18 protein-coding genes and 2 tRNA genes are annotated in these 22,434 nt (G+C 68.6%); 18 read left to right on the top strand and 2 right to left on the bottom strand.

The features are described 5' to 3' along the window. The first annotated feature begins 26 nt into the window (after window positions 1-26). Complete coding sequence (gene carB, locus QC818_RS06070) at window positions 27-3,257, top strand: carbamoyl-phosphate synthase large subunit (RefSeq protein WP_309651948.1); 3,231 nt, start codon at window positions 27-29, stop codon at window positions 3,255-3,257. Further along, window positions 3,254-3,730 carry a transcription elongation factor GreA gene (gene greA, locus QC818_RS06065; protein WP_097787738.1) on the top strand — a complete coding sequence of 159 codons (477 nt, stop codon included), beginning with the start codon at window positions 3,254-3,256 and terminating at the stop codon, window positions 3,728-3,730. The genes carB and greA overlap by 4 nt, the downstream gene beginning before the upstream one ends. 123 nt (window positions 3,731-3,853) lie before the next feature. Here greA and yhbY read toward each other — a convergent pair whose 3' ends face one another. Next, on the bottom strand, window positions 3,854-4,180 hold the full coding sequence (gene yhbY / locus QC818_RS06060; RefSeq protein ID WP_309651947.1) for a ribosome assembly RNA-binding protein YhbY: 327 nt from the start codon (window positions 4,178-4,180) through the stop codon (window positions 3,854-3,856). Between the two features lie 180 nt (window positions 4,181-4,360). On the opposite strand from yhbY, the gene rlmE reads away from it, so the two are divergent. The 16 genes from rlmE (at window position 4,361) to QC818_RS05980 (ending at window position 20,999) form a co-directional block, all read left to right on the top strand. Further along, on the top strand, window positions 4,361-5,026 hold the full coding sequence (gene rlmE, locus QC818_RS06055; protein ID WP_309651946.1) for a 23S rRNA (uridine(2552)-2'-O)-methyltransferase RlmE: 666 nt from the start codon (window positions 4,361-4,363) through the stop codon (window positions 5,024-5,026). Between the two features lie 184 nt (window positions 5,027-5,210). Next, complete coding sequence (gene ftsH / locus QC818_RS06050; protein ID WP_309651945.1) at window positions 5,211-7,181, top strand: ATP-dependent zinc metalloprotease FtsH; 1,971 nt, start codon at window positions 5,211-5,213, stop codon at window positions 7,179-7,181. An 81-nt stretch (window positions 7,182-7,262) separates the two neighbouring features. Further along, window positions 7,263-8,132, top strand: a complete 870-nt coding sequence (folP, locus tag QC818_RS06045) for a dihydropteroate synthase (protein WP_309651944.1) — start codon at window positions 7,263-7,265, stop codon at window positions 8,130-8,132. Continuing rightward, window positions 8,125-9,474 carry a phosphoglucosamine mutase gene (gene glmM / locus QC818_RS06040; protein WP_309651943.1) on the top strand — a complete coding sequence of 450 codons (1,350 nt, stop codon included), beginning with the start codon at window positions 8,125-8,127 and terminating at the stop codon, window positions 9,472-9,474. The genes folP and glmM overlap by 8 nt, the downstream gene beginning before the upstream one ends. A 72-nt stretch (window positions 9,475-9,546) precedes the next feature. Beyond that, entirely contained in the window at window positions 9,547-10,296 is a 750-nt protein-coding gene (gene tpiA / locus QC818_RS06035; protein WP_309651942.1) for a triose-phosphate isomerase, read from the top strand. A 4-nt stretch (window positions 10,297-10,300) separates the two neighbouring features. Continuing rightward, window positions 10,301-10,669 carry a preprotein translocase subunit SecG gene (gene secG, locus QC818_RS06030; RefSeq protein ID WP_309651941.1) on the top strand — a complete coding sequence of 123 codons (369 nt, stop codon included), beginning with the start codon at window positions 10,301-10,303 and terminating at the stop codon, window positions 10,667-10,669. A gap of 24 nt (window positions 10,670-10,693) precedes the next feature. After that, window positions 10,694-10,780, top strand: a tRNA-Leu gene (locus tag QC818_RS06025). Between the two features lie 123 nt (window positions 10,781-10,903). Then, window positions 10,904-10,980 (top strand) — tRNA-Met (locus tag QC818_RS06020). A 222-nt stretch (window positions 10,981-11,202) separates the two neighbouring features. Then, window positions 11,203-11,664: a ribosome maturation factor RimP gene (gene rimP, locus QC818_RS06015; RefSeq protein ID WP_309651940.1), complete on the top strand. Its 462-nt coding sequence runs from the start codon at window positions 11,203-11,205 to the stop codon at window positions 11,662-11,664. A gap of 40 nt (window positions 11,665-11,704) precedes the next feature. Beyond that, the gene (nusA, locus tag QC818_RS06010) at window positions 11,705-13,198 is read left to right on the top strand and encodes a transcription termination factor NusA (RefSeq protein WP_309651939.1); all 1,494 of its coding nucleotides are present in this window, start codon (window positions 11,705-11,707) and stop codon (window positions 13,196-13,198) included. A gap of 27 nt (window positions 13,199-13,225) precedes the next feature. Next, on the top strand, window positions 13,226-15,718 hold the full coding sequence (gene infB, locus QC818_RS06005) for a translation initiation factor IF-2 (protein WP_309651938.1): 2,493 nt from the start codon (window positions 13,226-13,228) through the stop codon (window positions 15,716-15,718). A 16-nt stretch (window positions 15,719-15,734) separates the two neighbouring features. Beyond that, the gene (rbfA, locus tag QC818_RS06000; protein ID WP_309651937.1) at window positions 15,735-16,154 is read left to right on the top strand and encodes a 30S ribosome-binding factor RbfA; all 420 of its coding nucleotides are present in this window, start codon (window positions 15,735-15,737) and stop codon (window positions 16,152-16,154) included. Further along, on the top strand, window positions 16,154-17,074 hold the full coding sequence (truB, locus tag QC818_RS05995) for a tRNA pseudouridine(55) synthase TruB (RefSeq protein WP_309651936.1): 921 nt from the start codon (window positions 16,154-16,156) through the stop codon (window positions 17,072-17,074). Before rbfA ends, truB begins: the two co-directional genes overlap by 1 nt. 79 nt (window positions 17,075-17,153) lie before the next feature. Further along, entirely contained in the window at window positions 17,154-17,423 is a 270-nt protein-coding gene (gene rpsO / locus QC818_RS05990) for a 30S ribosomal protein S15 (protein ID WP_183388870.1), read from the top strand. 167 nt (window positions 17,424-17,590) lie between these two features. Beyond that, window positions 17,591-19,723, top strand: a complete 2,133-nt coding sequence (gene pnp / locus QC818_RS05985; RefSeq protein ID WP_309651935.1) for a polyribonucleotide nucleotidyltransferase — start codon at window positions 17,591-17,593, stop codon at window positions 19,721-19,723. A gap of 85 nt (window positions 19,724-19,808) precedes the next feature. Beyond that, window positions 19,809-20,999, top strand: coding sequence for an MFS transporter (locus QC818_RS05980; protein WP_309651934.1), 1,191 nt, complete (start codon window positions 19,809-19,811; stop codon window positions 20,997-20,999). A gap of 108 nt (window positions 21,000-21,107) precedes the next feature. Here QC818_RS05980 and QC818_RS05975 read toward each other — a convergent pair whose 3' ends face one another. Further along, a complete protein-coding gene (locus QC818_RS05975; RefSeq protein WP_309651933.1) occupies window positions 21,108-22,283 on the bottom strand; it encodes an acetyl-CoA C-acetyltransferase in 1,176 nt (391 codons plus the stop codon). Window positions 22,284-22,434: the final 151 nt, after the last annotated feature.

Raw genomic sequence — 22,434 nt, 5'->3', positions numbered from 1 at the left:
CCGTCACCTTTTCTGCGGGAAGCACCATGCCAAAACGTACCGACATCCAGAGCATCCTGATCATCGGCGCCGGCCCCATCGTCATCGGCCAGGCCTGCGAGTTCGACTACTCCGGCGCCCAGGCCTGCAAGGCCCTGCGCGAGGAGGGCTACCGGGTCATCCTGGTCAACTCCAACCCGGCCACCATCATGACCGACCCGGTGATGGCCGACGCCACCTACATCGAGCCGATCACCTGGCAGGCGGTGGAGAAGATCATCGAGGCCGAGAAGCCCGATGCCGTGCTGCCCACCATGGGCGGCCAGACCGCGCTCAACTGTGCCCTGGACCTGGACAAGCACGGCGTGCTGGCCAGGCACGGCGTGGAGATGATCGGCGCCAACGCCGACGCCATCAACAAGGCCGAGGACCGCGACCTCTTCGACAAGGCGATGAAGAACATCGGCCTGGAGTGCCCCAAGGCCAAGGTCGCCCACACCATGGAAGAGGCCTGGGCGATCCAGGGCGAACTCGGCTTCCCGGTGATCATCCGCCCGTCCTACACCATGGGCGGTTCTGGCGGCGGTGTGGCCTACAACAAGGAGGAGTTCGAGGAGATCTGCCATCGTGGCTTCGAGCTCTCCAACAACCACGAGCTGCTGATCGACGAGTCGCTGCTGGGCTGGAAGGAATACGAGATGGAGGTCGTTCGCGACAGGAACGACAACTGCATCATCGTCTGCGCCATCGAGAACTTCGACCCCATGGGCGTGCACACCGGCGATTCCCTCACCGTGGCGCCGGCCCAGACGCTGACCGACAAGGAATACCAGATCATGCGCGACGCCTCCCTGGCGGTGTTGCGCGAGATCGGCGTCGAGACCGGCGGCTCCAACGTCCAGTTCGGTGTGGACCCGAAGACCGGCCGCGTGGTGGTCATCGAGATGAACCCGCGGGTGTCGCGCTCCTCGGCGCTGGCCTCCAAGGCCACCGGCTTCCCGATCGCCAAGATCGCCGCCAAGCTGGCCGTGGGCTACACCCTGGACGAGCTGCAGAACGACATCACCGGCGGCCGCACCCCGGCGTCCTTCGAGCCGTCCATCGACTACGTGGTCACCAAGATCCCGCGCTTCACCTTCGAGAAGTTCCCCCAGGCCAACGACCGCCTGACCACCCAGATGAAGTCGGTGGGCGAGGTGATGGCCATCGGCCGTACCTTCCAGGAGTCGCTGCAGAAGGCGTTGCGCGGCCTGGAGACCGGCAACGACGGCCTCGACCCCAAGATCACCCGCTTCACCGACGAGGCCATGGCCCACATCAAGGGCGAGCTGCAGGCCGCCGGCGCCGAGCGCATCTTCTACGTGGCCGATGCCCTGCGCGCCGGCATGAGCGTCGAGGAGGTCTTCGCGCTGACCAACATCGATCGCTGGTTCCTGGTCCAGCTCGAGGACCTGATCCTGACCGAGCAGGCGCTGGCCAAGCGCTCGCTCTCCGAGCTGGACGCCCGCGAGCTGCTGCGCCTGAAGCGCAAGGGCTTCAGCGATGCCCGCCTGGCCAGGCTGCTGGGCGTGGCCGAGAAGGAGTTCCGCAAGACCCGCCAGAAGGCCGGCATCCGCCCGGTCTACAAGCGGGTCGACACCTGCGCGGCCGAGTTCGCCTCCGACACCGCCTACATGTACTCCACCTACGAGGAGGAGTGCGAGGCCGAGGTCAGCGACCGCCAGAAGATCATGGTGCTCGGCGGCGGCCCGAACCGCATTGGCCAGGGCATCGAGTTCGACTACTGCTGCGTCCACGCGGCGCTGGCCATGCGCGACGACGGCTATGAGACCATCATGGTCAACTGCAACCCGGAGACCGTCTCCACCGACTACGACACCTCCGATCGCCTCTACTTCGAGCCGGTGACCCTGGAGGACGTGCTGGAGATCGCCGACAAGGAGCGCCCGGCCGGCGTGATCGTGCAGTTCGGCGGCCAGACGCCGCTCAAGCTGGCCCGCGAGCTCGAGGCCGCCGGGGTGCCGATCATCGGCACCACCCCGGACGCCATCGACCGCGCCGAGGACCGCGAGCGCTTCCAGCAGATGATCGACAAGCTGGGCCTCAAGCAGCCGCCCAACGCCACCGCCCGCAGCTTCGACGAGGCCTTCGCCAAGGCCGAGGCGATCGGCTACCCGCTGGTGGTGCGCCCCAGCTACGTGCTCGGCGGCCGGGCCATGGAGATCGTCTATGACGCCTCCGAGCTGGAGAACTACATGACCCATGCGGTCAAGGTCTCCAACGACTCGCCGGTGCTGCTGGACCACTTCCTCAACGCCGCCATCGAGGTCGACATCGATGCCGTCTCCGACGGCAAGCAGGTGGTGATCGGCGGCATCATGCAGCACATCGAGCAGGCCGGCGTGCACTCCGGGGACTCCGCCTGCGCGTTGCCGCCCTACTCGCTGCCCGCCGAGGTGCAGGACGAGATGCGCGACCAGGTCAAGCGCATGGCGGTGGAGCTCGGCGTCAACGGCCTGATGAACGTCCAGCTGGCCTGGCAGGGCGGCGAGATCTACGTCATCGAGGTCAATCCGCGGGCCTCGCGCACCGTGCCCTTCGTCTCCAAGTGCATCGGCACCTCCCTGGCCCAGGTGGCGGCGCGCTGCATGGCCGGGATCTCCCTGGCCGACCAGGGCTTCGAGGCCGAGATCGTGCCGACGACCTACAGCGTCAAGGAGGCGGTCTTCCCGTTCAACAAGTTCCCCGGCGTCGATCCGATCCTGTCGCCGGAGATGAAGTCCACCGGCGAGGTGATGGGCTCCGGCGAGACCTTCGCCGAGGCCTTCTACAAGGCCCAGCTGGGCGCCGGCGAGGCGATTCCGGCGCTGGAGGGCGAGCGCAAGGCGTTCCTCTCGGTGCGCGAGCCGGACAAGGCGGGTGTTATCGAGGTGGCCCGTTCTCTGTTAACATTGGGCTTCACCCTTTGTGCGACCCGAGGCACGGCAGCGGCCCTCCAGGCGGCCGACCTGCCCGTCGAGGTCGTCAACAAGGTCTATGAAGGCCGTCCTCACATCGTCGATCTGCTCAAGAACGACGAGGTCGCCTACATCGTCAACACCACCGAGGGCCGTCAGGCCATCAATGATTCCTCGGTGATCCGCCGCACCGCACTCGCCCACAAGGTTCCCTACGCCACCACCCTGGCCGGGGCCAAGGCCGTTTGTCTGGCCCTCGAGTACGGCAATGCCATCACCGTGCGGCGGCTACAGGAACTGCATGCAGGAGTCAGTCAATGAACAAGGTCCCGATGACCGTCGTCGGTGAGCAGCGCCTTCGCGATGAGCTCGAGCACCTCAAGAGCGAGGCCCGCCCGAACGTGATCGCCGCCATCGCCGAGGCTCGCGAGCACGGCGATCTCAAGGAAAACGCCGAGTACCATGCCGCCCGCGAGCAGCAGGGCTTCATCGAGGGGCGCATCCAGGAGATCGAGGGCAAGCTGTCCAACGCTCAGGTCATCGACGTGACCAAGCTGCCCAAGACCGGCAAGGTGATCTTCGGCGTGACCGTGGAGCTGATCAACCTGGAGACCGACGAGGAGGTGACCTACCGCATCGTCGGCGAGGACGAGGCCGACATCAAGGCCGGCCAGATCTCCGTGACCTCGCCCATCGCCCGGGCGCTGATCGGCAAGGAAGAAGGCGAGGTGGTGCTGGTGCGCACGCCCGGCGGCGACGTCGAGTACGAGATCGGCAAGGTCGAGCACCTCTGACCTTCGGTCAGCTGTAAGCTTTAAGCCGTAAGCTGTAAGTCAAACCGAAACACCCCCGAGGTTCTGCCTCGGGGGTGTTTTCTTACGGCTTAAAGCTTATGGCTTACAGCTCTGAGCGCCAGCTCAGCGGCGGCCGTGATGCTCCTCGAAGCGCCTGATGTTGGACAGCTTCGGGTTGGCGCGGGGGTTGTGGCGGTAGAAGAGGGCGACCTTGCCGATCTTCTGCACCAGCTCGGCGCCGCTCTCGGCGACCAGCTCCTCGAGCATGGCGGCGCGGTCCTCGCGCTCGGGCAGGGCCAGCTTGACCTTGACCAGCTCGTGGTCGGCCAGGGCCCGGTCGAGTTCGGCGAGCACCCCCTCGGAGAGGCCGTTCTCGGAGACCGTGACCACGGGGTCGAGATGGTGGCCGATGCTGCGAAATGCTTTCTTTTGTGCCTGTGACAAGCTCATGGTATCGTGCTTCTTCCCGGTTGGCGCGCAGCGCACATGGTACGGTGAATCGCCTCGCGGCGAAAGCGCGGCCGGCTTCACCGGGCCCCGACATGCCGGATCGCAGGTCAGCACTCCACCCCAGGTTGTTCCAACCCGCTCGACCGCCTGTCTTACCCGTAACGCGATGCAGGTGATGCCGTGGCACCTCCCCCCGATTCCCGCTCCAGGAGCGCCAAGCAGCGGCGCGGTACCAGCAAGAGCAGTGCCGGCTGGATGAAGGAGCATTTCGACGATCGCTACGTGCAGCAGAGCTGGCAGGACGGCTACCGCAGCCGCGCCAGCTACAAGCTGCTGGCCCTGGACGAGAAGGACAGGCTGCTGCGTCCGGGCATGACGGTGATCGACCTCGGCGCCGCCCCGGGCGGCTGGAGCCAGGTGGCCGCGGAGCGTGTCGGCGACCGGGGCATGGTGATCGCCTCCGACATCCTCGAGATGGACGCCCTGGCCGGGGTCGATTTCGTGCAGGGCGACTTCACGGAGGAGCAGGTGCTGGACGAGATCCTGGCGCGCCTCGGCGATCGCCCCGTGGACCTTGTGATGTCGGACATGGCCCCCAACATGAGTGGCATGGCCGCCATCGACCAGCCCCAGGCCATGTACCTGGTGGAGCTGGCCCTGGACCTGGCGCGCCAGACCCTGTCCCCCGGCGGCACCTTCCTGGCCAAGGTGTTCCAGGGCGAAGGTTTCGATGCCTACCTGAAGGAGCTGCGCGGCAGCTTCAAGCGGGTGGTGACCCGCAAGCCGGAGGCTTCCCGGGCGCGCTCCCGGGAGGTCTACCTGCTGGCGGAAGGGTTCCGCGGCTGATCGCCCGGTGACCGATAGCGACAGGCTAACGAAGCGATGGCCGGACACGGCGAGGCGTCTGTGTCACAGTGAGGACAGGCGCCGGCCGGGGTTCGCCCGCTGGCTGGCTGAACATGCCCTGCTAGGGTAGTGTCGAAGGGCCAGGCATGTTCGGCCGACAGATTCTTGCAATGAGGGTAGTCCCTTGAACGACATGGCGAAGAACCTGATTCTGTGGTTGGTCATCGCGGCGGTGCTGCTGACGGTGTTCAACAACTTCAGCGTCGAGAACACCCCGCAGACGATGAACTACTCCCAGTTCGTCCAGCAGGTGCAGAACGAGCAGGTCAAGAGCGTGACCATCGACGGCTACACCATCAGCGGTGAGCGCGCCGACGGCTCGCAGTTCCAGACCATCCGGCCGGCGGCGGAAGACCCCAAGCTGATGGATGACCTGCTCGCCCACGACGTCACCGTGGTGGGCAAGAAGCCGGAGGAGCAGAGCCTGTGGACGCGGCTGCTGATCGCCAGCTTCCCGATCCTGCTGATCCTGGCCATCTTCATGTTCTTCATGCGCCAGATGCAGGGCGGCGGGGCCGGCAAGGGCGGCCCGATGAGCTTCGGCAAGTCCAAGGCCAAGCTGCTCTCCCAGGACCAGATCAAGACCACCTTCGCCGACGTGGCCGGCTGCGACGAGGCCAAGGAGGAGGTCGAGGAGCTGGTCGACTTCCTGCGCGATCCCACCAAGTTCCAGCGCCTGGGCGGCACCATCCCCCGCGGCGTGCTGATGGTGGGCCCGCCCGGCACCGGCAAGACGCTGCTCGCCAAGTCGATCGCCGGCGAGGCCAAGGTGCCCTTCTTCTCGATCTCCGGCTCCGACTTCGTCGAGATGTTCGTGGGCGTCGGCGCCTCGCGGGTGCGCGACATGTTCGAGCAGGCCAAGAAGCAGGCGCCCTGCATCATCTTCATCGACGAGATCGACGCCGTGGGCCGCTCCCGCGGGGCCGGCATGGGCGGCGGCAACGACGAGCGCGAACAGACCCTCAACCAGCTGCTGGTGGAGATGGACGGCTTCGAGGCCAACGAGGGCATCATCGTCATCGCCGCCACCAACCGCCCGGACGTGCTGGACCCGGCGCTGCTGCGCCCCGGCCGCTTCGACCGCCAGGTGACCGTGCCGCTGCCGGACATCCGCGGCCGCGAGCACATCCTCAACGTCCACCTGCGCAAGGTGCCGCTGGCCGACGACGTCAAGCCCTCCTTCATCGCCCGCGGGACCCCGGGCTTCTCCGGCGCCGACCTGGCCAACCTGGTCAACGAGGCCGCGCTGTTCGCCGCGCGTGGCAACAAGCGGCTGGTGGGCATGGACGAGCTGGAGATGGCCAAGGACAAGATCATGATGGGCGCGGAGCGCCGCTCCATGGTCATGACCGAGAAGGACAAGCTCAACACCGCCTACCACGAGTCCGGCCACGCCATCATCGGCCTGGTGATGCCCGAGCACGACCCGGTCTACAAGGTGACGATCATCCCACGCGGCCGGGCGCTGGGCGTGACCATGTTCCTCCCCGAGGAGGATCGCTACAGCCTGTCCCGCCAGCAGATCATCAGCCAGATCTGTTCGTTGTTCGGCGGCCGCATCGCCGAGGAGATGACCCTGGGCCCGAACGGGGTGACCACCGGGGCCTCCAACGACATCAAGCGCGCCACCGAGCTGGCCCATAACATGGTCGCCAAGTGGGGCCTGTCCGAGGAGATGGGGCCGATCATGTACGACGAGGACGAGTCCCACCAGTTCCTCGGCGCTGGCGGCCAGGGCGGCAAGCTCAAGTCCGGCGAGACCACCACCAAGCTTGATCACGAGGTGCGCCGGATCATCGACGAGTGCTATGCCCAGGCCAAGCAGATCCTCGAGGACAACCGCGACAAGCTGGATGCCATGGCCGAGGCGCTGGTGCAGTACGAGACCATCGATGCCGACCAGCTCAAGGACATCATGGATGGCCGCACCCCGCGGCCGCCCAAGGACTGGGGCGAGGGCGGCCCCGGCAGCGGCTCGCCGGTGACCGAGTCACCCGAGGCCTCGCCGTCCTCCGATGCGGCCGACAACGACGGTGACGACGAGGCGCCCACCCGCCGGCCCTCCGACCCCCTCGGCGGTCCCGCCGGCAGCTGAGCCGTCCCCCTGAGGCGCCCCGCGGGGCGCCTCCGCCGTGGAGGGGCCGCCCGGCCCCCGCCATTCCCGATCGATGCCAGGATGAAGATGCACCCCAGCGCCCCGACCTCCCTGCAGTGCGGCCGACACCGGCTGGACCTGTCGTTTCCCCGCGTCATGGGGATCCTCAACGTCACCCCCGATTCCTTCTCCGACGGCGGCCGCCACGTGGCCCTGGACGATGCCCTGAGGCGTGCCGAGCAGATGCTCGCCGAGGGCGCCGCCATCATCGACGTGGGCGGCGAGTCGACCCGGCCCGGCGCCGAGCCGGTGCCGGTCCAGCAGGAGCTCGATCGGGTGGGGCCGGTGGTCGAGGCCCTGGTGCGCGAACTGGATGCCCTGGTGTCGGTGGACACCAGCACCCCGGAGGTGATGCGCGAGGCCTCGCTCAGGGGGGCGGGCATGCTCAACGACGTGCGCAACCTGCGCCGCGAGGGCGCCCTGCGCGCCGCCGCCGCCAGCGGGTTGCCGGTGTGCCTGATGCACATGCTCGGCGAGCCCGGCGACATGCAGGATGCGCCCCGCTACGACGCTCCGGTGGAGGAGGCGGTGGCCGACTTCCTCGAGGCGCGGGTGGCGGCCTGCGAGGCGGCCGGGCTGCGCCGCGAACGGCTGCTGCTCGATCCCGGCTTCGGCTTCGCCAAGACCGTCGAGCACAACTTGCGCCTGCTCCGTCGCCTCGACCACCTCGAGCGCCTGGGCCTGCCGCTGCTGGTGGGCATGTCGCGCAAGAGCATGATCGGCAAGGTGCTGGGGCGGCCGGTGGAGGAGCGCCTGCCCGGCGGCCTGGCGCTGTCCGCCCTGGCCGTGGAGCGCGGCGCGCGGATCCTGCGCGTCCACGATGTGGGCCCCCACGTGGATGCGGTGAACATGACCTGGGCCGTGCTCGAGGAAGGAAACGAGAATGACTAGACGATACTTCGGCACCGACGGCATCCGCGGGACCGTGGGCGAGGCCCCGATCACGGCGGACTTCATGCTCAAGCTGGGCTGGGCCACCGGCCGGGTGCTGGCCCGAGACAGCGGTCGGGCGCGGGTGTTGATCGGCAAGGATACGCGCATCTCCGGCTACATGTTCGAGTCGGCCCTGGAGGCCGGCCTGTCCGCCGCCGGCGTCGACGTCATCCTGCTCGGCCCCATGCCCACCCCGGGCATCGCCTACCTGACCCGCACCTTCCGCGCCGATGCCGGCATCGTCATCTCGGCGTCGCACAATCCGTTCGCCGACAACGGCATCAAGTTCTTCTCCGCCGAGGGCACCAAGCTCGACGACGGCGTCGAGGAGCGCATCGAGGCCATGCTCGACGAGCCGCTGACCACCGTGGCGCCCGCCGCCCTGGGCAAGGCGCGGCGGGTGGACGATGCCGCGGGGCGCTACATCGAGTTCTGCAAGTCGACCATCCCCGACCGGGTCGACCTGCACGGCCTGCGGATGGTGGTCGACTGCGCCCATGGCGCCACCTACCACATCGCCCCCAACGTCTTCCGCGAGCTCGGCGCCGAGGTCGAGGTGATCGGCGGCGCGCCGGACGGCCTGAACATCAACCACGAGGTCGGCTCCACCCAGCCGGCCGCGCTGCGCGCCGCGGTCATCCAGCAGGGTGCCGATCTGGGCGTGGCCTTCGACGGCGACGGCGACCGGGTGCTGATGGTGGACGCCGACGGCCGCGAGATCGACGGTGACGATATCCTCTACCTGATCGCCCGGGATCGCCATGGCCGGGGCGACCTCGGCGGCGGCGTGGTCGGCACCCTGATGAGCAACTTCGGCCTGGCCACGGCGCTGCAGACCCTGGGGATCCCCTTCGAGCGCGCCAAGGTCGGCGACCGCTACGTGATGGAGCGCCTGGCGGCCCATGGCTGGCAGCTCGGCGGCGAGGCCTCGGGACATATCGTCTGCGGCCACGTCCAGACCACCGGCGACGGCATCGTCTCCGCCCTGCAGGTGCTGTCGATCATGGTGCGCGAGGACACCTCCCTCGGGAGGCTGCTCGCGGGGCTGGAGAAGGCCCCGCAGTCGCTGGTCAACGTGCGCCTGACGCCCGGGGCCGATGCCAGGACGCTGATGGAGGCGCCGGCGCTCAAGTCCGCGGTGGCCGCGGTCGAGGCCGAGCTCGGCGACCAGGGGCGGGTGCTGCTGCGGCCCTCGGGCACCGAGCCGCTGATCCGGGTGATGGTCGAGGGCCGGCCCCACCTGGACGTCGACGGCCTGGCCCGGCGCCTGGCCGACGACGTCCAGGGGCTGTTGTCCTGACGCCGGCAGGCTGGTTGTCTTGACAGGGCCGCTCCTATACCATTTCGCTCCACCTTGAAAGAGGGAAGCTGCATGCCTACGCCGCTGATCGCCGGCAACTGGAAGATGAACGGGTCCCGCGACCTGGTCGAGGCGTTCGGTCGCGCCTTCGAGGAAGCCGCCCTGCCCGCGGGGGTGGAGGTGGCGCTGATGGTGCCCTTCCCCTTCCTCGAGGCCGCCGGTCGCGCCTTCGCCGGCACGCCGGTGGCGCTCGGCGCCCAGACGCTCAGCGACCGGCCCGCCGGCGCCTTCACCGGTGAGGTCAGCGGCGAGATGCTCCGCGACTGCGGTGCCAGCCAGGTGCTGGTGGGCCACTCCGAGCGCCGCACCCTGTTCGGCGAGGATGACGCCGCCGTGCTGGCGCGCGTGCGCGCCGCCCTGGGCGTCGGCCTCACCCCGGTGCTGTGCCTGGGCGAGACCCTCGAGGAGCGCGACGCCGGGCGCACCGAGGCGGTGGTGCTCGGCCAGCTCGAGGCGGTGTTCGACGCCCTTTCGCCCGGGGAGCGTGCCCGCCTGGTGATCGCCTACGAGCCGGTGTGGGCCATCGGCACCGGGCGCACCGCCACTCCGGAGCAGGCCCAGGCGGTGCACGGCGCCCTCCGGGCGCGGTTGCGCCGCTACGATGCGGCGCTCGCCGAGGGCATGCGCCTTCTCTACGGCGGCAGCATGAAGGCCGACAACGCGGCCGAGCTGCTCGCTCAGCCGGACATCGACGGCGGCCTGGTGGGCGGTGCCTCCCTGAAGGTCGACGATTTCCTAGCCATTTGCCAGTCAGCAGGTTGATTCCATGCAAGTTGCCATTCTCATGATCCACGTGGCGATCGCCATCGCCCTGGTCGCCCTGATCCTGCTGCAGCAGGGCAAGGGTGCCGATGCCGGCGCCTCCTTCGGCGGCGGCGCCTCCCAGACCGTGTTCGGCTCCCAGGGCAGCGGCAATTTCCTGTCCCGGGCCACCGCCGTGCTGGCCGCGGCCTTCTTCGCCACCTCCCTGACCCTGGCCTATTTCGCCTCCCAGGCCGGCGAGGCGCCGGAGGAAGCAGGCATCCCCGATGCCGAGCTGATCGACCAGCAGCAGAATTCCGTGCCGTCCCTTGACGGCGAGGGGCAGGCTATGGATAATACTGCGCCAGTGCTGGAGGAAAGCGACGGCGAGTGAGTCGCGGATCCGGCCTCCCCTGATGCCGAAGTGGTGGAATTGGTAGACACGCTATCTTGAGGGGGTAGTGGCCTTACGGCCGTGCGGGTTCAAGTCCCGCCTTCGGCACCATCCTGAAGCCGGTGCGGCGGAGCGTTCGCCGAGCATCGCGCCTTCATTGCAGGATTGGCGAAGCGGTGAAGCCTGGCTTGACGACGAGAGGTCGGCCGGCATACAATCACCGACCTAGATTGATGCGGGGTGGAGCAGTCTGGTAGCTCGTCGGGCTCATAACCCGAAGGTCATCGGTTCAAATCCGGTCCCCGCTACCATCTTCCTGGCAGGCATGCAGGTACGCATACGGGGCATGCCAGGCCGTATGAAGTGGTTACAGGTTTCTTGTAAAAGCCCCTTCCTGTGAAGGGGCTTTTTGTTAGCGGTCAGCCCGCGGCCGAGGCCGTCGGCGCTGTCCCGGGCAACGCCAATCAGCCACCTGACTTTCCTGTTCACTCCCGGCCAGGTGCCTGATGCAACGGCTGTAGGAGCTTTCTTCCGTGGCAACCAAGGATGCTGCGCTGCACGCGCTGATCGAACCGGTGGTCTCGGCCATGGGGTTCGAACTGTGGGGCATCGACTACCTGTCCCAGGGCAAGCACTCCCGCCTGGTGGTCTACATCGATCACCCGGACGGGGTGAGCGTGGACGATTGCGCCGATATCAGCCGCCAGGTCAGTGCGGTGTTCGATGTCGAGGATCCCATCGCCGGCGAGTACCGGCTGGAAGTGTCCTCCCCGGGCATGGACCGCCCCTTGTTCACCCTCGAGCAGTTTGCACGCTTCGCCGGTCACCATGTGAAGGTGAAGCTGCGCGTGCCCTTCGACGGGCGGCGCAAGTTTCAGGGGCTGCTGGCCGGCGTCGAGGGTGACGAGGTGCTGGTGCGGCTCGACGACGAGGAATATTGCTTTCCCATCGAGAGCATCGACCAGGCGCGGATCGTGCCGCAGTTCGATGACTGAGGTCGGTGCACAAGGACGGGTTTTCTGGCGAGGCTAAGGCATGAGTAAAGAGATTCTGGCGGTCGTCGATGCGATCTCCAACGAGAAGGGGGTCCCCCGCGAGGTGATCTTCGAGGCCGTCGAGGCGGCGCTGGCCAGCGCGTCCCGCAAGCGCTTCGAGGACGAGGAAGCCAGCGTGCGGGTGCACATCGACCGCCGCACCGGTGACTACGAGACCTTCCGCCGCTGGGAGGTCGTCGAGGACGACGACTTCGACGGGCCCGACGCCCAGATCAAGCTGTCCTTCGCCGAGCGGCGCGATCCGCCGCTGGGCCTGGGCGACGTGGTCGAGGAGCAGATCGAGAACGCCGCCTTCGGCCGGATCGCCGCCCAGACCGCCAAGCAGGTCATCGTGCAGAAGGTCCGCGAGGCCGAGCGCGCCGAGGTGGTGCGCCTCTATGCGGACCGCGAGGGCGAGCTGGTCGCCGGCGTCGTCAAGAAGACGACCCGCGATGGCCTGATCATCGATCTCGGCGAGAACGCCGAGGCCTTCCTGCCGCGCAGCGAGATGATTCCCGGCGAGCGCTATCGCATGAACGAGCGCGTGCGCGCGCTGCTGGTCAAGGTCGATCCCGAGGCTCGCGGCGCCCAGCTGATCCTGTCGCGGACCTGCCCGGAGCTGATCATCGAACTGTTCAGCATCGAGGTGCCGGAGATCGCCGAGCAGCTCATCGAGATCAAGGGCGCGGCCCGGGACCCGGGCTCGCGGGCCAAGATCGCGGTCAAGACCAACGACCGCCGCATCGACCCGGTGGGCGCCTGCGTGGGCATGCGTGGCTCGCGGGTCCAGGCGGTGTCCACCGAGCTGCAGAACGAGCGGGTGGACATCGTGCTGTGGGACGACAACCCCGCCCAGCTGGTGATTAACGCCATGGCACCGGCGGATGTCGCCTCCATCCTCGTCGACGAGGACGCCCATGCCATGGACGTGGCGGTCGCCGAGGACAACCTGGCCCAGGCCATCGGCCGTAGCGGCCAGAACGTGCGCCTGGCCTCCGAGCTCACCGGCTGGCGTCTCAACGTCATGACCGAGGCCGAGGCCGAGGCCAAGCGCGATCAGGAGATCGACAGCCTGGTCGAGCACTTCATCCAGCACCTGGACATCGACGAGGACGTGGCGCGCCTGTTGGTCGAGGAAGGCTTCACCTCCCTGGAGGAGGTCGCCTATGTCCCGGTGGAGGAGATGCTGGAGATCGAGGAGTTCGACGAAGAGCTCATCGAGGAGCTGCGCGCTCGCGCCAAGGACGAGCTGTTGAACCTGGCCATCGCCTCCGAGGAGGAGCTCGACGAGGCTCAGCCGGCCGACGACCTGCTGGAAATGGACGGCATGGAGCGTCACCTGGCCTTCATCCTGGCCAGCCGGGGTATCAAGACCATGGAGGACCTCGCCGAGCAGTCCGTCGACGATCTGACGGACATCGAGGGGCTGGACGAGGAGCGCGCCGCGGCACTGATCATGACTGCCCGTGCGCCCTGGTTCGAGAGCGAACAGTAAACGGGTCACGGGCTGAGGAGGGTCGTAATGTCAGAAATGACCGTTAAGGATTTTGCAGCGAAGGTGGGGCGCGATGTGCCCCGCCTGCTGGAACAGATGAAAGAGGCCGGGCTCGAGCACAAGTCCGAGGGCGACGCCGTGTCCGAGGAGGACAAGCGCCAGCTGCTCGACTATCTCACCAAGAGTCACGGCGGCAGCGCCGAGAAGGCCGCGCCCAAGAATCGCATCACCCTGACGCGCAAGACGCGCAGCCGCATCAAGACCGGCGAGCGGGGCAAGAGCATCGAGGTGCAGGTCCGCAAGAAGCGCACCTACGTCAAGCGCGAGGAAGAGAAGCCCGCCGAGGAGCCCCAGGCCCAGGATCACGGGCCGCGCCAGCTGGTCGGCGACATGGCCGAGGCCGAGGCCAAGCGCGAGGCCGAGGAGGCCAAGCGCCGCGCCGAGGAGCAGGCCGCTCGCGAGGCCGAGGAGAAGGCCAAGGCGGAGGCCGCCCAGGCCGAGCCCGAGATTCCGGTGCCGGAACTCGAGACCGCCGCCCCCGCTCCCGAGGAGGCCCCGGCGCCGCCCAAGGAGGGTCGCCCCGACCGGCGTAGCGCGCCTGCCAAGAAGAGCGGCAAGAAGGGGCGCCACGACCGCGACGAGGATCGTGGCGAGCGCGAGGAGCGGCGTCGCGGCGGCAAGAAGGCCAAGCGTGCCGAGCGCCGCGGCGGCCGGCGAGGCGGCCAGGGCGGCGGCAAGCACGGCTTCCAGAAGCCGACCCAGCCGATCGTCCGTGAGGTCTCGATCCCCGAGTCCATCAGCGTCGCCGACCTGGCCGACAAGATGTCGATCAAGGCCAACGAAGTCATCAAGACCATGTTCACCATGGGCGCGGCGGTGACCATCAACCAGACCATCGACCAGGACACCGCGGCCATCGTGGTCGAGGAGATGGGCCACAAGCCCAAGCTGGTCAAGGACGATGCGCTGGAGACCGAGGTCCTCGAGGGCATCTCCTACGAGGGCGAGGAGATCACCCGCTCGCCGGTGGTGACCGTCATGGGCCACGTCGACCACGGCAAGACCTCGCTGCTCGACTACATCCGCCGGGCCAAGGTGGCCACCGGCGAGGCCGGCGGCATCACCCAGCACATCGGCGCCTACCACGTCGAGGACGATCACGGCGGCGTGACCTTCCTCGACACCCCGGGCCACGCGGCCTTCACCGCCATGCGCGCCCGCGGCGCCAAGGCCACCGACGTGGTGGTGCTGGTGGTGGCCGCCGACGACGGCGTCATGCCCCAGACCATCGAGGCCATCGAGCACTCCAAGGCCGCCGAGGTGCCGATGGTGGTGGCGGTCAACAAGATCGACAAGCAGGGCGCCGACCCGGACCGGGTCAAGAACGAGCTGTCCCAGCACGGCGTGATCTCCGAGGAGTGGGGCGGCGACACCCAGTTCGTGCACGTCTCCGCCAAGTCCGGCGACGGCATCGAGAACCTGCTCGAGTCCATCCAGCTGGTCTCCGAGGTGCTCGAGCTCAAGGCCGTGCCCGAGGCGCCCGGCAAGGGCGTGGTCGTCGAGTCGCGCCTGGACAAGGGCCGCGGTCCGGTGGCCACCGTGCTGGTCCAGAACGGCACCCTGCAGAAGGGCGACATCGTGCTCGCCGGCCTGCACTACGGCCGCGTGCGCGCCCTGACCAACGAGCTGGGCAAGCAGGTCGACGAGGCCGGTCCCGCCATGCCGGTGGAGATCCAGGGCCTGGACGGCACCCCCGAGGCGGGTGACGACTTCATGGTCCTCGACGACGAGAAGAAGGCCCGCGAGGTCGCCAACTTCCGTCAGGGCAAGTACCGCGAGGTGCGCCTGGCCCGCCAGCAGAAGGCCAAGCTGGAGAACATGTTCTCCCAGATGGGCCAGGAAGAGGCCGCCAAGCTCAACATCGTCCTCAAGGCCGACGTCCAGGGTTCCCTGGAGGCCATCAAGGGCGCCCTCGAGGAGCTGTCCACCGACGAGGTGCAGGTCTCCGTGGTGTCCTCCGGCGTGGGCGGCATCACCGGCACCGACGCCAACCTGGCGCTGGCCTCCGAGGCGATCGTCATCGGCTTCAACGTGCGTGCCGATGCCGCGGCCCGCGAGATCATCGAGCGCGAGGGCCTGGAGCTGCGCTACTACAGCGTCATCTACCAGCTCATCGACGAGGTCAAGCAGGCCATGAGCGGCATGCTCGAGCCGGAGTGGAAGGAAGAGATCGTCGGCGTGGCCGAGGTCCGCGACGTCTTCCGCGCGCCCAAGATCGGCGCCGTGGCCGGCTGCATGGTGGTCGAGGGGACCGTCTATCGCCACAAGAAGATCCGCGTGCTCCGCGAGAACGTGGTCATCTACGAGGGCGAGCTCGAGTCCCTGCGCCGCTACAAGGACGACGTCAACGACGTGCGCAACGGCATGGAGTGCGGCATCGGCGTGAAGAACTACAACGACGTCCAGGTCGGCGACAAGATCGAGGTCTTCGACCAGGTCAAGGTCGAGCGGACCCTCTGACCGCGAGGAACCGAGCATGCGCGAATTCCAGCGTACCGACCGGGTAGCCGACCAGCTCCAGAAGGAGCTGGCGGTGCTCATCCAGCGCGAGATCAAGGATCCGCGGCTGGGCATGGTCACCGTCAGCGGGGTCTCGGTCAGCCGTGACCTCGGCTACGCCGACGTCCACGTGACCCTGCTCGGCGAGCAGGACCCCGAGCGCGTCAAGGAGAACCTGGCGGTGCTCAAGCGCGCCGCCGGCTTCCTGCGCGGCCAGATCGCCCGGCGCGTCAAGCTGCGTCACGTGCCGGAGCTGCGCTTCCACTACGACGAGAGCGTGGTGCGCGGCCAGCGGCTGTCCTCGCTGATCGACGAGGCGGTGGCGAGCGATCGCGACCGCCACGGCGACGAGGCCGAGGACGATCACGGCGAGCGCGGCGAGGGAGAGCGCGACTGATGGCGAGGCGGCGTCGAGGCCTGCCGGTCGACGGCGTGCTGCTGCTGGACAAGCCTCGGGGCGCGTCCAGCAACCATGCCCTGCAGCGGGCGCGGCGCCTGTTCCAGGCGCAGAAGGCCGGCCACACCGGCACCCTGGACCCGATGGCCACCGGCCTGCTGCCGGTGTGCTTCGGCGAGGCCACCAAGTTCTCCGCCTTCCTGCTGGAGGCCGACAAGACCTACCGCACCCGGGTCGAGCTCGGCGTCATCACCGACTCCGGCGACGCCGAGGGCGAGGTGGTCGAGCGCCGCGCGGTGCCGGGCCTCACCGAGGCCGACCTGCGCGACGTGCTGGAGCGCTTCACCGGCGAGATCGAGCAGGTGCCGCCGATGCATTCGGCGCTCAAGCACCAGGGGCGCAAGCTCTACGAGCTGGCCCGCGAGGGCAAGAGCGTCGAGCGTGCAGCGCGCCGCGTGAGGGTGTATGATGCGCGCCTTCTCTCGTTCGAGGGCACCGCCTTCGAGTTGGAGGTGCGCGTCAGCAAGGGCACCTACATCCGCACCCTGGCCGAGGACATCGGCGAGGCGCTGGGATGCGGCGCCCACATCAGCGCCCTGCGGCGGCTCGCCTCCGGTCCCTTCCGGGATGCCGAGGGCATGCGGGCGCCGGAGCAGCTGGAGGCGCTGCCCGACCAGGCGGCCCGGGAGGCGGTGCTGCTGCCGGTGGACGTGCTGGTGGCGCATCTGCCGGCCCTGGCCGTGGACGACGCGGCCGCGCGGCGGCTGTGCCACGGCCAGGCCGCTCGCGTCGATGTCGGCGGGCTGGCCGCAGACGCGATCGTGCGACTCTATCGTGACGAGGCCTTCCTCGGGCTCGGCACGGTGACGGGGCCACAGGAGGTGGCGCCGAAGCGGCTGCTGAACACGGCGGCCGCCTAGAGGGAGAGACGTCCGAGACTGCAAATATGCGTGGTCTCACCCATTCATCATTCAGGCATATTGCTTACTGGAGAGACAGATGGCACTGACCGCTGAACAGAAGGCCGAGATCGTCAACGAATACGGCCGTGGCGAGAACGACACCGGTTCCCCCGAGGTGCAGGTGGCCCTGCTGACCGCCAACATCGACGGCCTGCAGGATCACTTCAAGACCAACAAGCAGGATCACCACTCCCGTCGTGGCCTGATCCGCATGGTCAACCAGCGCCGCAAGCTGCTGGACTACCTGAAGCGCAAGGACTTCGAGCGCTATCAGTCGCTGATCCAGCGCCTGGGTCTCCGTCGTTAAGCGACGGCGTCCAGCACGATGCGAAACGGGCAGCCCCTCGGGGCTGCCCGTTTTGCGTTTGTGGGCGGCAAGGCGCTCAATCGGTGGCCCTTCCGGGCGTCAACCCCTAAAATGGTCGCCGAGTCGAAACGACCCGAACATGAAACGAAAAGTTGAAGGAAGTCGCCGTGAACCCGGTCAAGAAAACGTTTGAATACGGTCGCAGCACCGTCACCCTGGAAACCGGGCGCATCGCCCGCCAGGCCACCGGTGCCGTGATGGTCACCATGGACGACACCGTGGTGCTGTGCACCGTGGTGGCCAAGAAGGAGGCGCGGCCCGATCAGCCGTTCTTCCCGCTGTCCGTCCACTACCAGGAGAAGACCTACGCGGTCGGCAAGATTCCCGGCGGCTTCTTCAAGCGCGAGGGGCGCCCCACCGAGAAGGAGACCCTCACCTCACGGCTGATCGACCGGCCGATCCGTCCGCTGTTCCCCAAGGGCTTCATGAACGAGGTCCAGGTGATCTGCACGGTGCTGTCCACCGACCGCAACCATGACCCGGACATCGCCGCCATGCTCGGCACCTCCGCCGCCCTGGCGATCTCCGGCGTGCCCTTCAACGGGCCCATCGGCGCCGCCCGGGTCGGCTTCACCGAGGACAAGGGCTACTTCCTCAATCCCACCGTCGAGGAGCTCACCGGCTCCGAGCTCGACATGGTGGTCGCCGGCACCGAGAAGGCCGTGCTGATGGTCGAGTCCGAGGCCAACGAGCTGCTCGAGGACGAGATGCTGGGCGCCGTGCTCTACGGCCACCAGGAGATGCAGGCCGCCATCGCCGCGATCAACGAGCTGGCCGCCGAGGCCGGCAAGCCGCGCTGGGACTGGCAGCCGGCCGCCGAGAACACCGCCCTCAAGGAGGCCGTGGCCCAGGGCTTCGAGGCCAGGGTCGGCGAGGCCTATCGGATCACCGACAAGATGCAGCGCCAGGACGCGCTGTCCGCGCTCAAGGACGAGGCCGTGGCGCAGCTGGCCGGCGAGGCCGACGGCCAGTTCGACGCCGACGAGGTCAAGGGCGCCTTCGCCGGGCTCGAGAAGCGCGTGGTGCGCTCCCGGGTGATCAAGGGCGAGCCGCGCATCGACGGCCGCGACCACAAGACCGTGCGCCCCCTGGACATCGAGGTCGGCGGCCTGCCCAAGACCCACGGCTCGGCGATCTTCACCCGCGGCGAGACCCAGGCCGTGGTGGTGGCGACCCTGGGCACCCTGCGCGACGCCCAGCTCATCGAGTCGCTGGAGGGCGAGCGCAAGGATCGCTTCCTGCTGCACTACAACTTCCCGCCCTACAGCGTGGGCGAGGCCGGCTTCATGGGCGGGCCCAAGCGTCGCGAGATCGGCCACGGCCGCCTGGCCCGGCGCGGCGTCCAGGCCATGCTGCCCAACGAGGACGACTTCCCCTACACCATCCGCGTGGTCTCCGAGATCACCGAGTCCAACGGCTCCAGCTCCATGGCCTCGGTGTGCGGCTCCTCGCTGGCCCTGATGGACGCGGGCGTGCCGATGAAGGCCCCGGTGGCCGGCATCGCCATGGGCCTGGTCAAGGACGATGACGGCTTCGCGGTGCTGACCGATATCCTCGGCGACGAGGACCATCTGGGCGACATGGACTTCAAGGTCGCCGGCTCGGCCGCCGGCGTCACCGCCCTGCAGATGGACATCAAGATCGAGGGCATCGACGAGGAGATCATGGAGCAGGCGCTGCAGCAGGCCCACCAGGCCCGCCAGCACATCCTCGAGCAGATGAACGCGGTGATCGGCCAGAGCCGTGCCGAGGTCTCCGAGAACGCGCCCTCCATGGCCACCATCAAGATCGATCCGGAGAAGATCCGCGACGTCATCGGCAAGGGGGGCGCCACCATCCGCAAGATCTGCGAGGACACCGGCGCCTCCATCGACCTGGACGACGACGGCACCGTGCGCATCTACGCCGAGGAGAAGTCGGCGGCCAAGGCGGCCATCGACACCGTGCTGGCGATCACCGCCGAGCCCGAGATCGGCAAGCTGTATCGCGGCAAGGTGGTGCGCATCGCCGACTTCGGCGCCTTCGTCAACATCATGCCCGGCACCGACGGCCTGGTGCACATCTCCCAGATCGTGCCCGAGCGCGTCAACGACGTGCGGGACTACCTCAACGAGGGCGACGAGGCGGTGGTCAAGGTGCTCGACATCGACAACCGCAACCGGGTGAAGCTCACCATCAAGGAGATCACCCCTGAAGAGAAGGCCGCCTTCGAGGCCGAGGAAGCCGAGACCGAGATCTGATCGCAGCCGAGGCTTCCGACGCCGCCCCCGCAGCCCGCTGCGGGGGCGGCGTCGTTTGCGGGAGCGCTTGATCCAAGGAGACAGTATGGACGTCAGTCAGACGCCGGCCCGGGACGCGACGAGCGCGCGGCCCTGGTGGGCCGTGGTGGCGGTGATGGCGGGGATCTTCCTGCTGGTCACCGCCGAGCAGCTGCCCATCGGGCTGCTGTCCCAGGTGGCGGGCGAGCTGGGCGTCACCCCGGGGATGGCCGGCCTGATGGTCACCGTGCCCGGGGTGGTCGCGGCCTTCGCCGCGCCACTGCTGCCGATCGCCGTCGGCCGGTTCGATCGCCGCGCCCTGCTGGCCGGCCTGATGGGCCTAATGACCCTGGCCAGCCTGGGCTCGGCCCTGGCCGGGAGCTTCCTCACCCTGCTCGCGGCCCGCATGCTGGTGGGGGTGTGCATCGGCGGCTTCTGGGCCATCGCCGGCGGCCTGGCGCCGCGCCTGGTCGACGAGGCCAGCGTGCCCCGGGCGATGACGGTGATCTTCGGCGGCGTCGCCGCCGCCGCCGTGCTGGGCGTGCCGCTCGGCACCTGGCTCGGCGAGTTCAGCCACTGGCGCGTCGCGCTGGGCAGCCTGGGCGGGCTGAGCCTGCTCACCGCGGTCGCGCTGTGGTGCTGGCTGCCGCGACTCCCGGCGCATCGGCCGATGCGGCTCGGCGGCCTGGCCCGGCAGCTGGGGAATCGCGGCGTGCGGGTGGCGGTGTTCGCCACCGCCCTGATCGTGATCGGCCACTTCATGGCCTACACCTTCATCAGCCCGGTGCTGCAGGAGATCTCGGGCATTCCGCTGTCCCGCATCGGCAGCCTGCTGCTGCTCTACGGCGCGGCCGGCATGGTCGGCAACCTGGTGGCCGGCCGGATCGCCGGGCGCCATCCCTACCGGGCGGTGCTGGCGATTCCCGTGCTGCTCGCCCTGGTGGTGCTCGGCTTCCCCTGGCTGGGCACGACGGCGTCGCTGGGCGTGACCCTGCTGGTGATCTGGGGGGCGGTGTTCGGGGCGATCTCGGTGAGCGTGCAGAGCTGGATCCTGCGCACCGCGACCCACACCGAGGCGGCCACGGCGCTGATGGCCTTCGTCTTCAACCTGTCGATCGGGCTGGGGGCGCTGCTCGGCGGCCGGGTGGTCGACGCGGTCAGCCTGAGCGGCGCCCTGCTGGGCGCCGGGCTGGCCTTCGTCGCCGCGGCCTGGCTGGTGGCGCGCACTCCTGCGCGGGTGGTGGGGCCGCCGACCTGACCCCGCGCCGCGTCAGAAACGCGAAAGCCCCCGCTCGGCGGGGGCTTTCGCATTAAGCGCTCGGGACAATCCTGCGACGTCGACGAGCGCAGGCGCCCTGGCCAGCGACTAGCGCTCGATGGCCAGCGCCACCCCCTGACCGCCGCCGATGCACAGGGTCGCCAGGCCCTTCCTGGCGTCCCGGGCGATCATCTCGTGGACCAGGGTCACCAGGATGCGGCAGCCGGAGGCGCCGATCGGATGGCCCAGCGCGATGGCGCCGCCGTTGACGTTGATCCGGTCGGCGTCCCAGCCGAGCTCCTTGTTGACCGACAGCGCCTGGGCGGCGAAGGCCTCGTTGGCCTCGATCAGTTCCAGGTCGTCCAGGCTCCAGCCGGCCCGCTCCAGGCAACGGCGGGTGGCCGGCGCCGGGCCGATGCCCATGATCGACGGGTCGACGCCGGCATTGGCGTAGGCCTTGATGCGGGCCAGGGGCTCCAGGCCCAGGGCCTCGGCCTTCTCGGCGGAGCAGATCATCACCACGGCGGCGCCGTCGTTGATCGAGGAAGCGTTGCCGGCGGTGACGGCGCCGTCCTTCTTGAACGCCGGGCGCATGCCGCCGAGCTTCTCGGCGGTGGTCTCGCGGGGGTTCTCGTCGGTGTCGAAGACCACCGGGTCGCCCTTGCGCTGAGGAATCTCCACCGGGACGATCTGACCCTTGAACTTGCCCTCGCGGATGGCGGCAGTGGCCTTCTGCTGGGAGGCCGCGGCGAAGGCGTCCATCGCCTCGCGGGTGATGCCGTACTTCTCGGCGAGGTTCTCCGCGGTGATGCCCATGTGATAGTCGTTGAAGGCATCCCAGAGGCCGTCGTGGACCATGGAGTCGATGGCCTTCCAGTCGCCCATCCGCTGGCCGGTGCGCGAGTTGGGCAGCAGGTGCGGGGCCAGCGACATGTTCTCCTGGCCGCCGGCCAGGATCAGCTCGGCGTCGCCGCAGCGGATCGCCTGGGTGGCCAGGTGCAGGGCCTTGAGGCCGGAGCCGCAGACCTTGTTGATGGTCATGGCGGGCACCGCCTCGGGCAGGCCGGCCTTGATGGCCGCCTGGCGGGCGGGGTTCTGGCCGGTGCCGGCGGTCAGCACTTGCCCCAGCAGGACCTCGTCGACCTGGTCCGGGGCGACGCCCGTCTGCGCGAGGACGTCCTGGATGACCCGGGCTCCCAGGTCGCTGGCGGGAATGCCGGCCAGGGAGCCGCCGAAGGCCCCCACGGCGGTACGGCGGGCGGCGACGATCACCACTTCTTGCATGAGGAAGTCTCCTGAAGTTCGCGGACGGGCGTCCGCTCAGCATAGGGGAGTTTTGTGCGCTGCGGCAATCCCCGCGACGGGGAAATGTCCGGAACTTCAGTATAGGCGAGCCGCCCGTCACGACGGAGGCCGGGGCCGGGCGCCCCGGCGG

The sequence above is a fragment of the Halomonas koreensis genome (assembly GCF_031451675.1).
Taxonomy (GTDB): domain Bacteria; phylum Pseudomonadota; class Gammaproteobacteria; order Pseudomonadales; family Halomonadaceae; genus Halomonas; species Halomonas koreensis.
The sequence above is the reverse complement of the archived record's forward strand: the minus strand, read 5'-3'. Positions and strand labels throughout refer to the sequence as shown.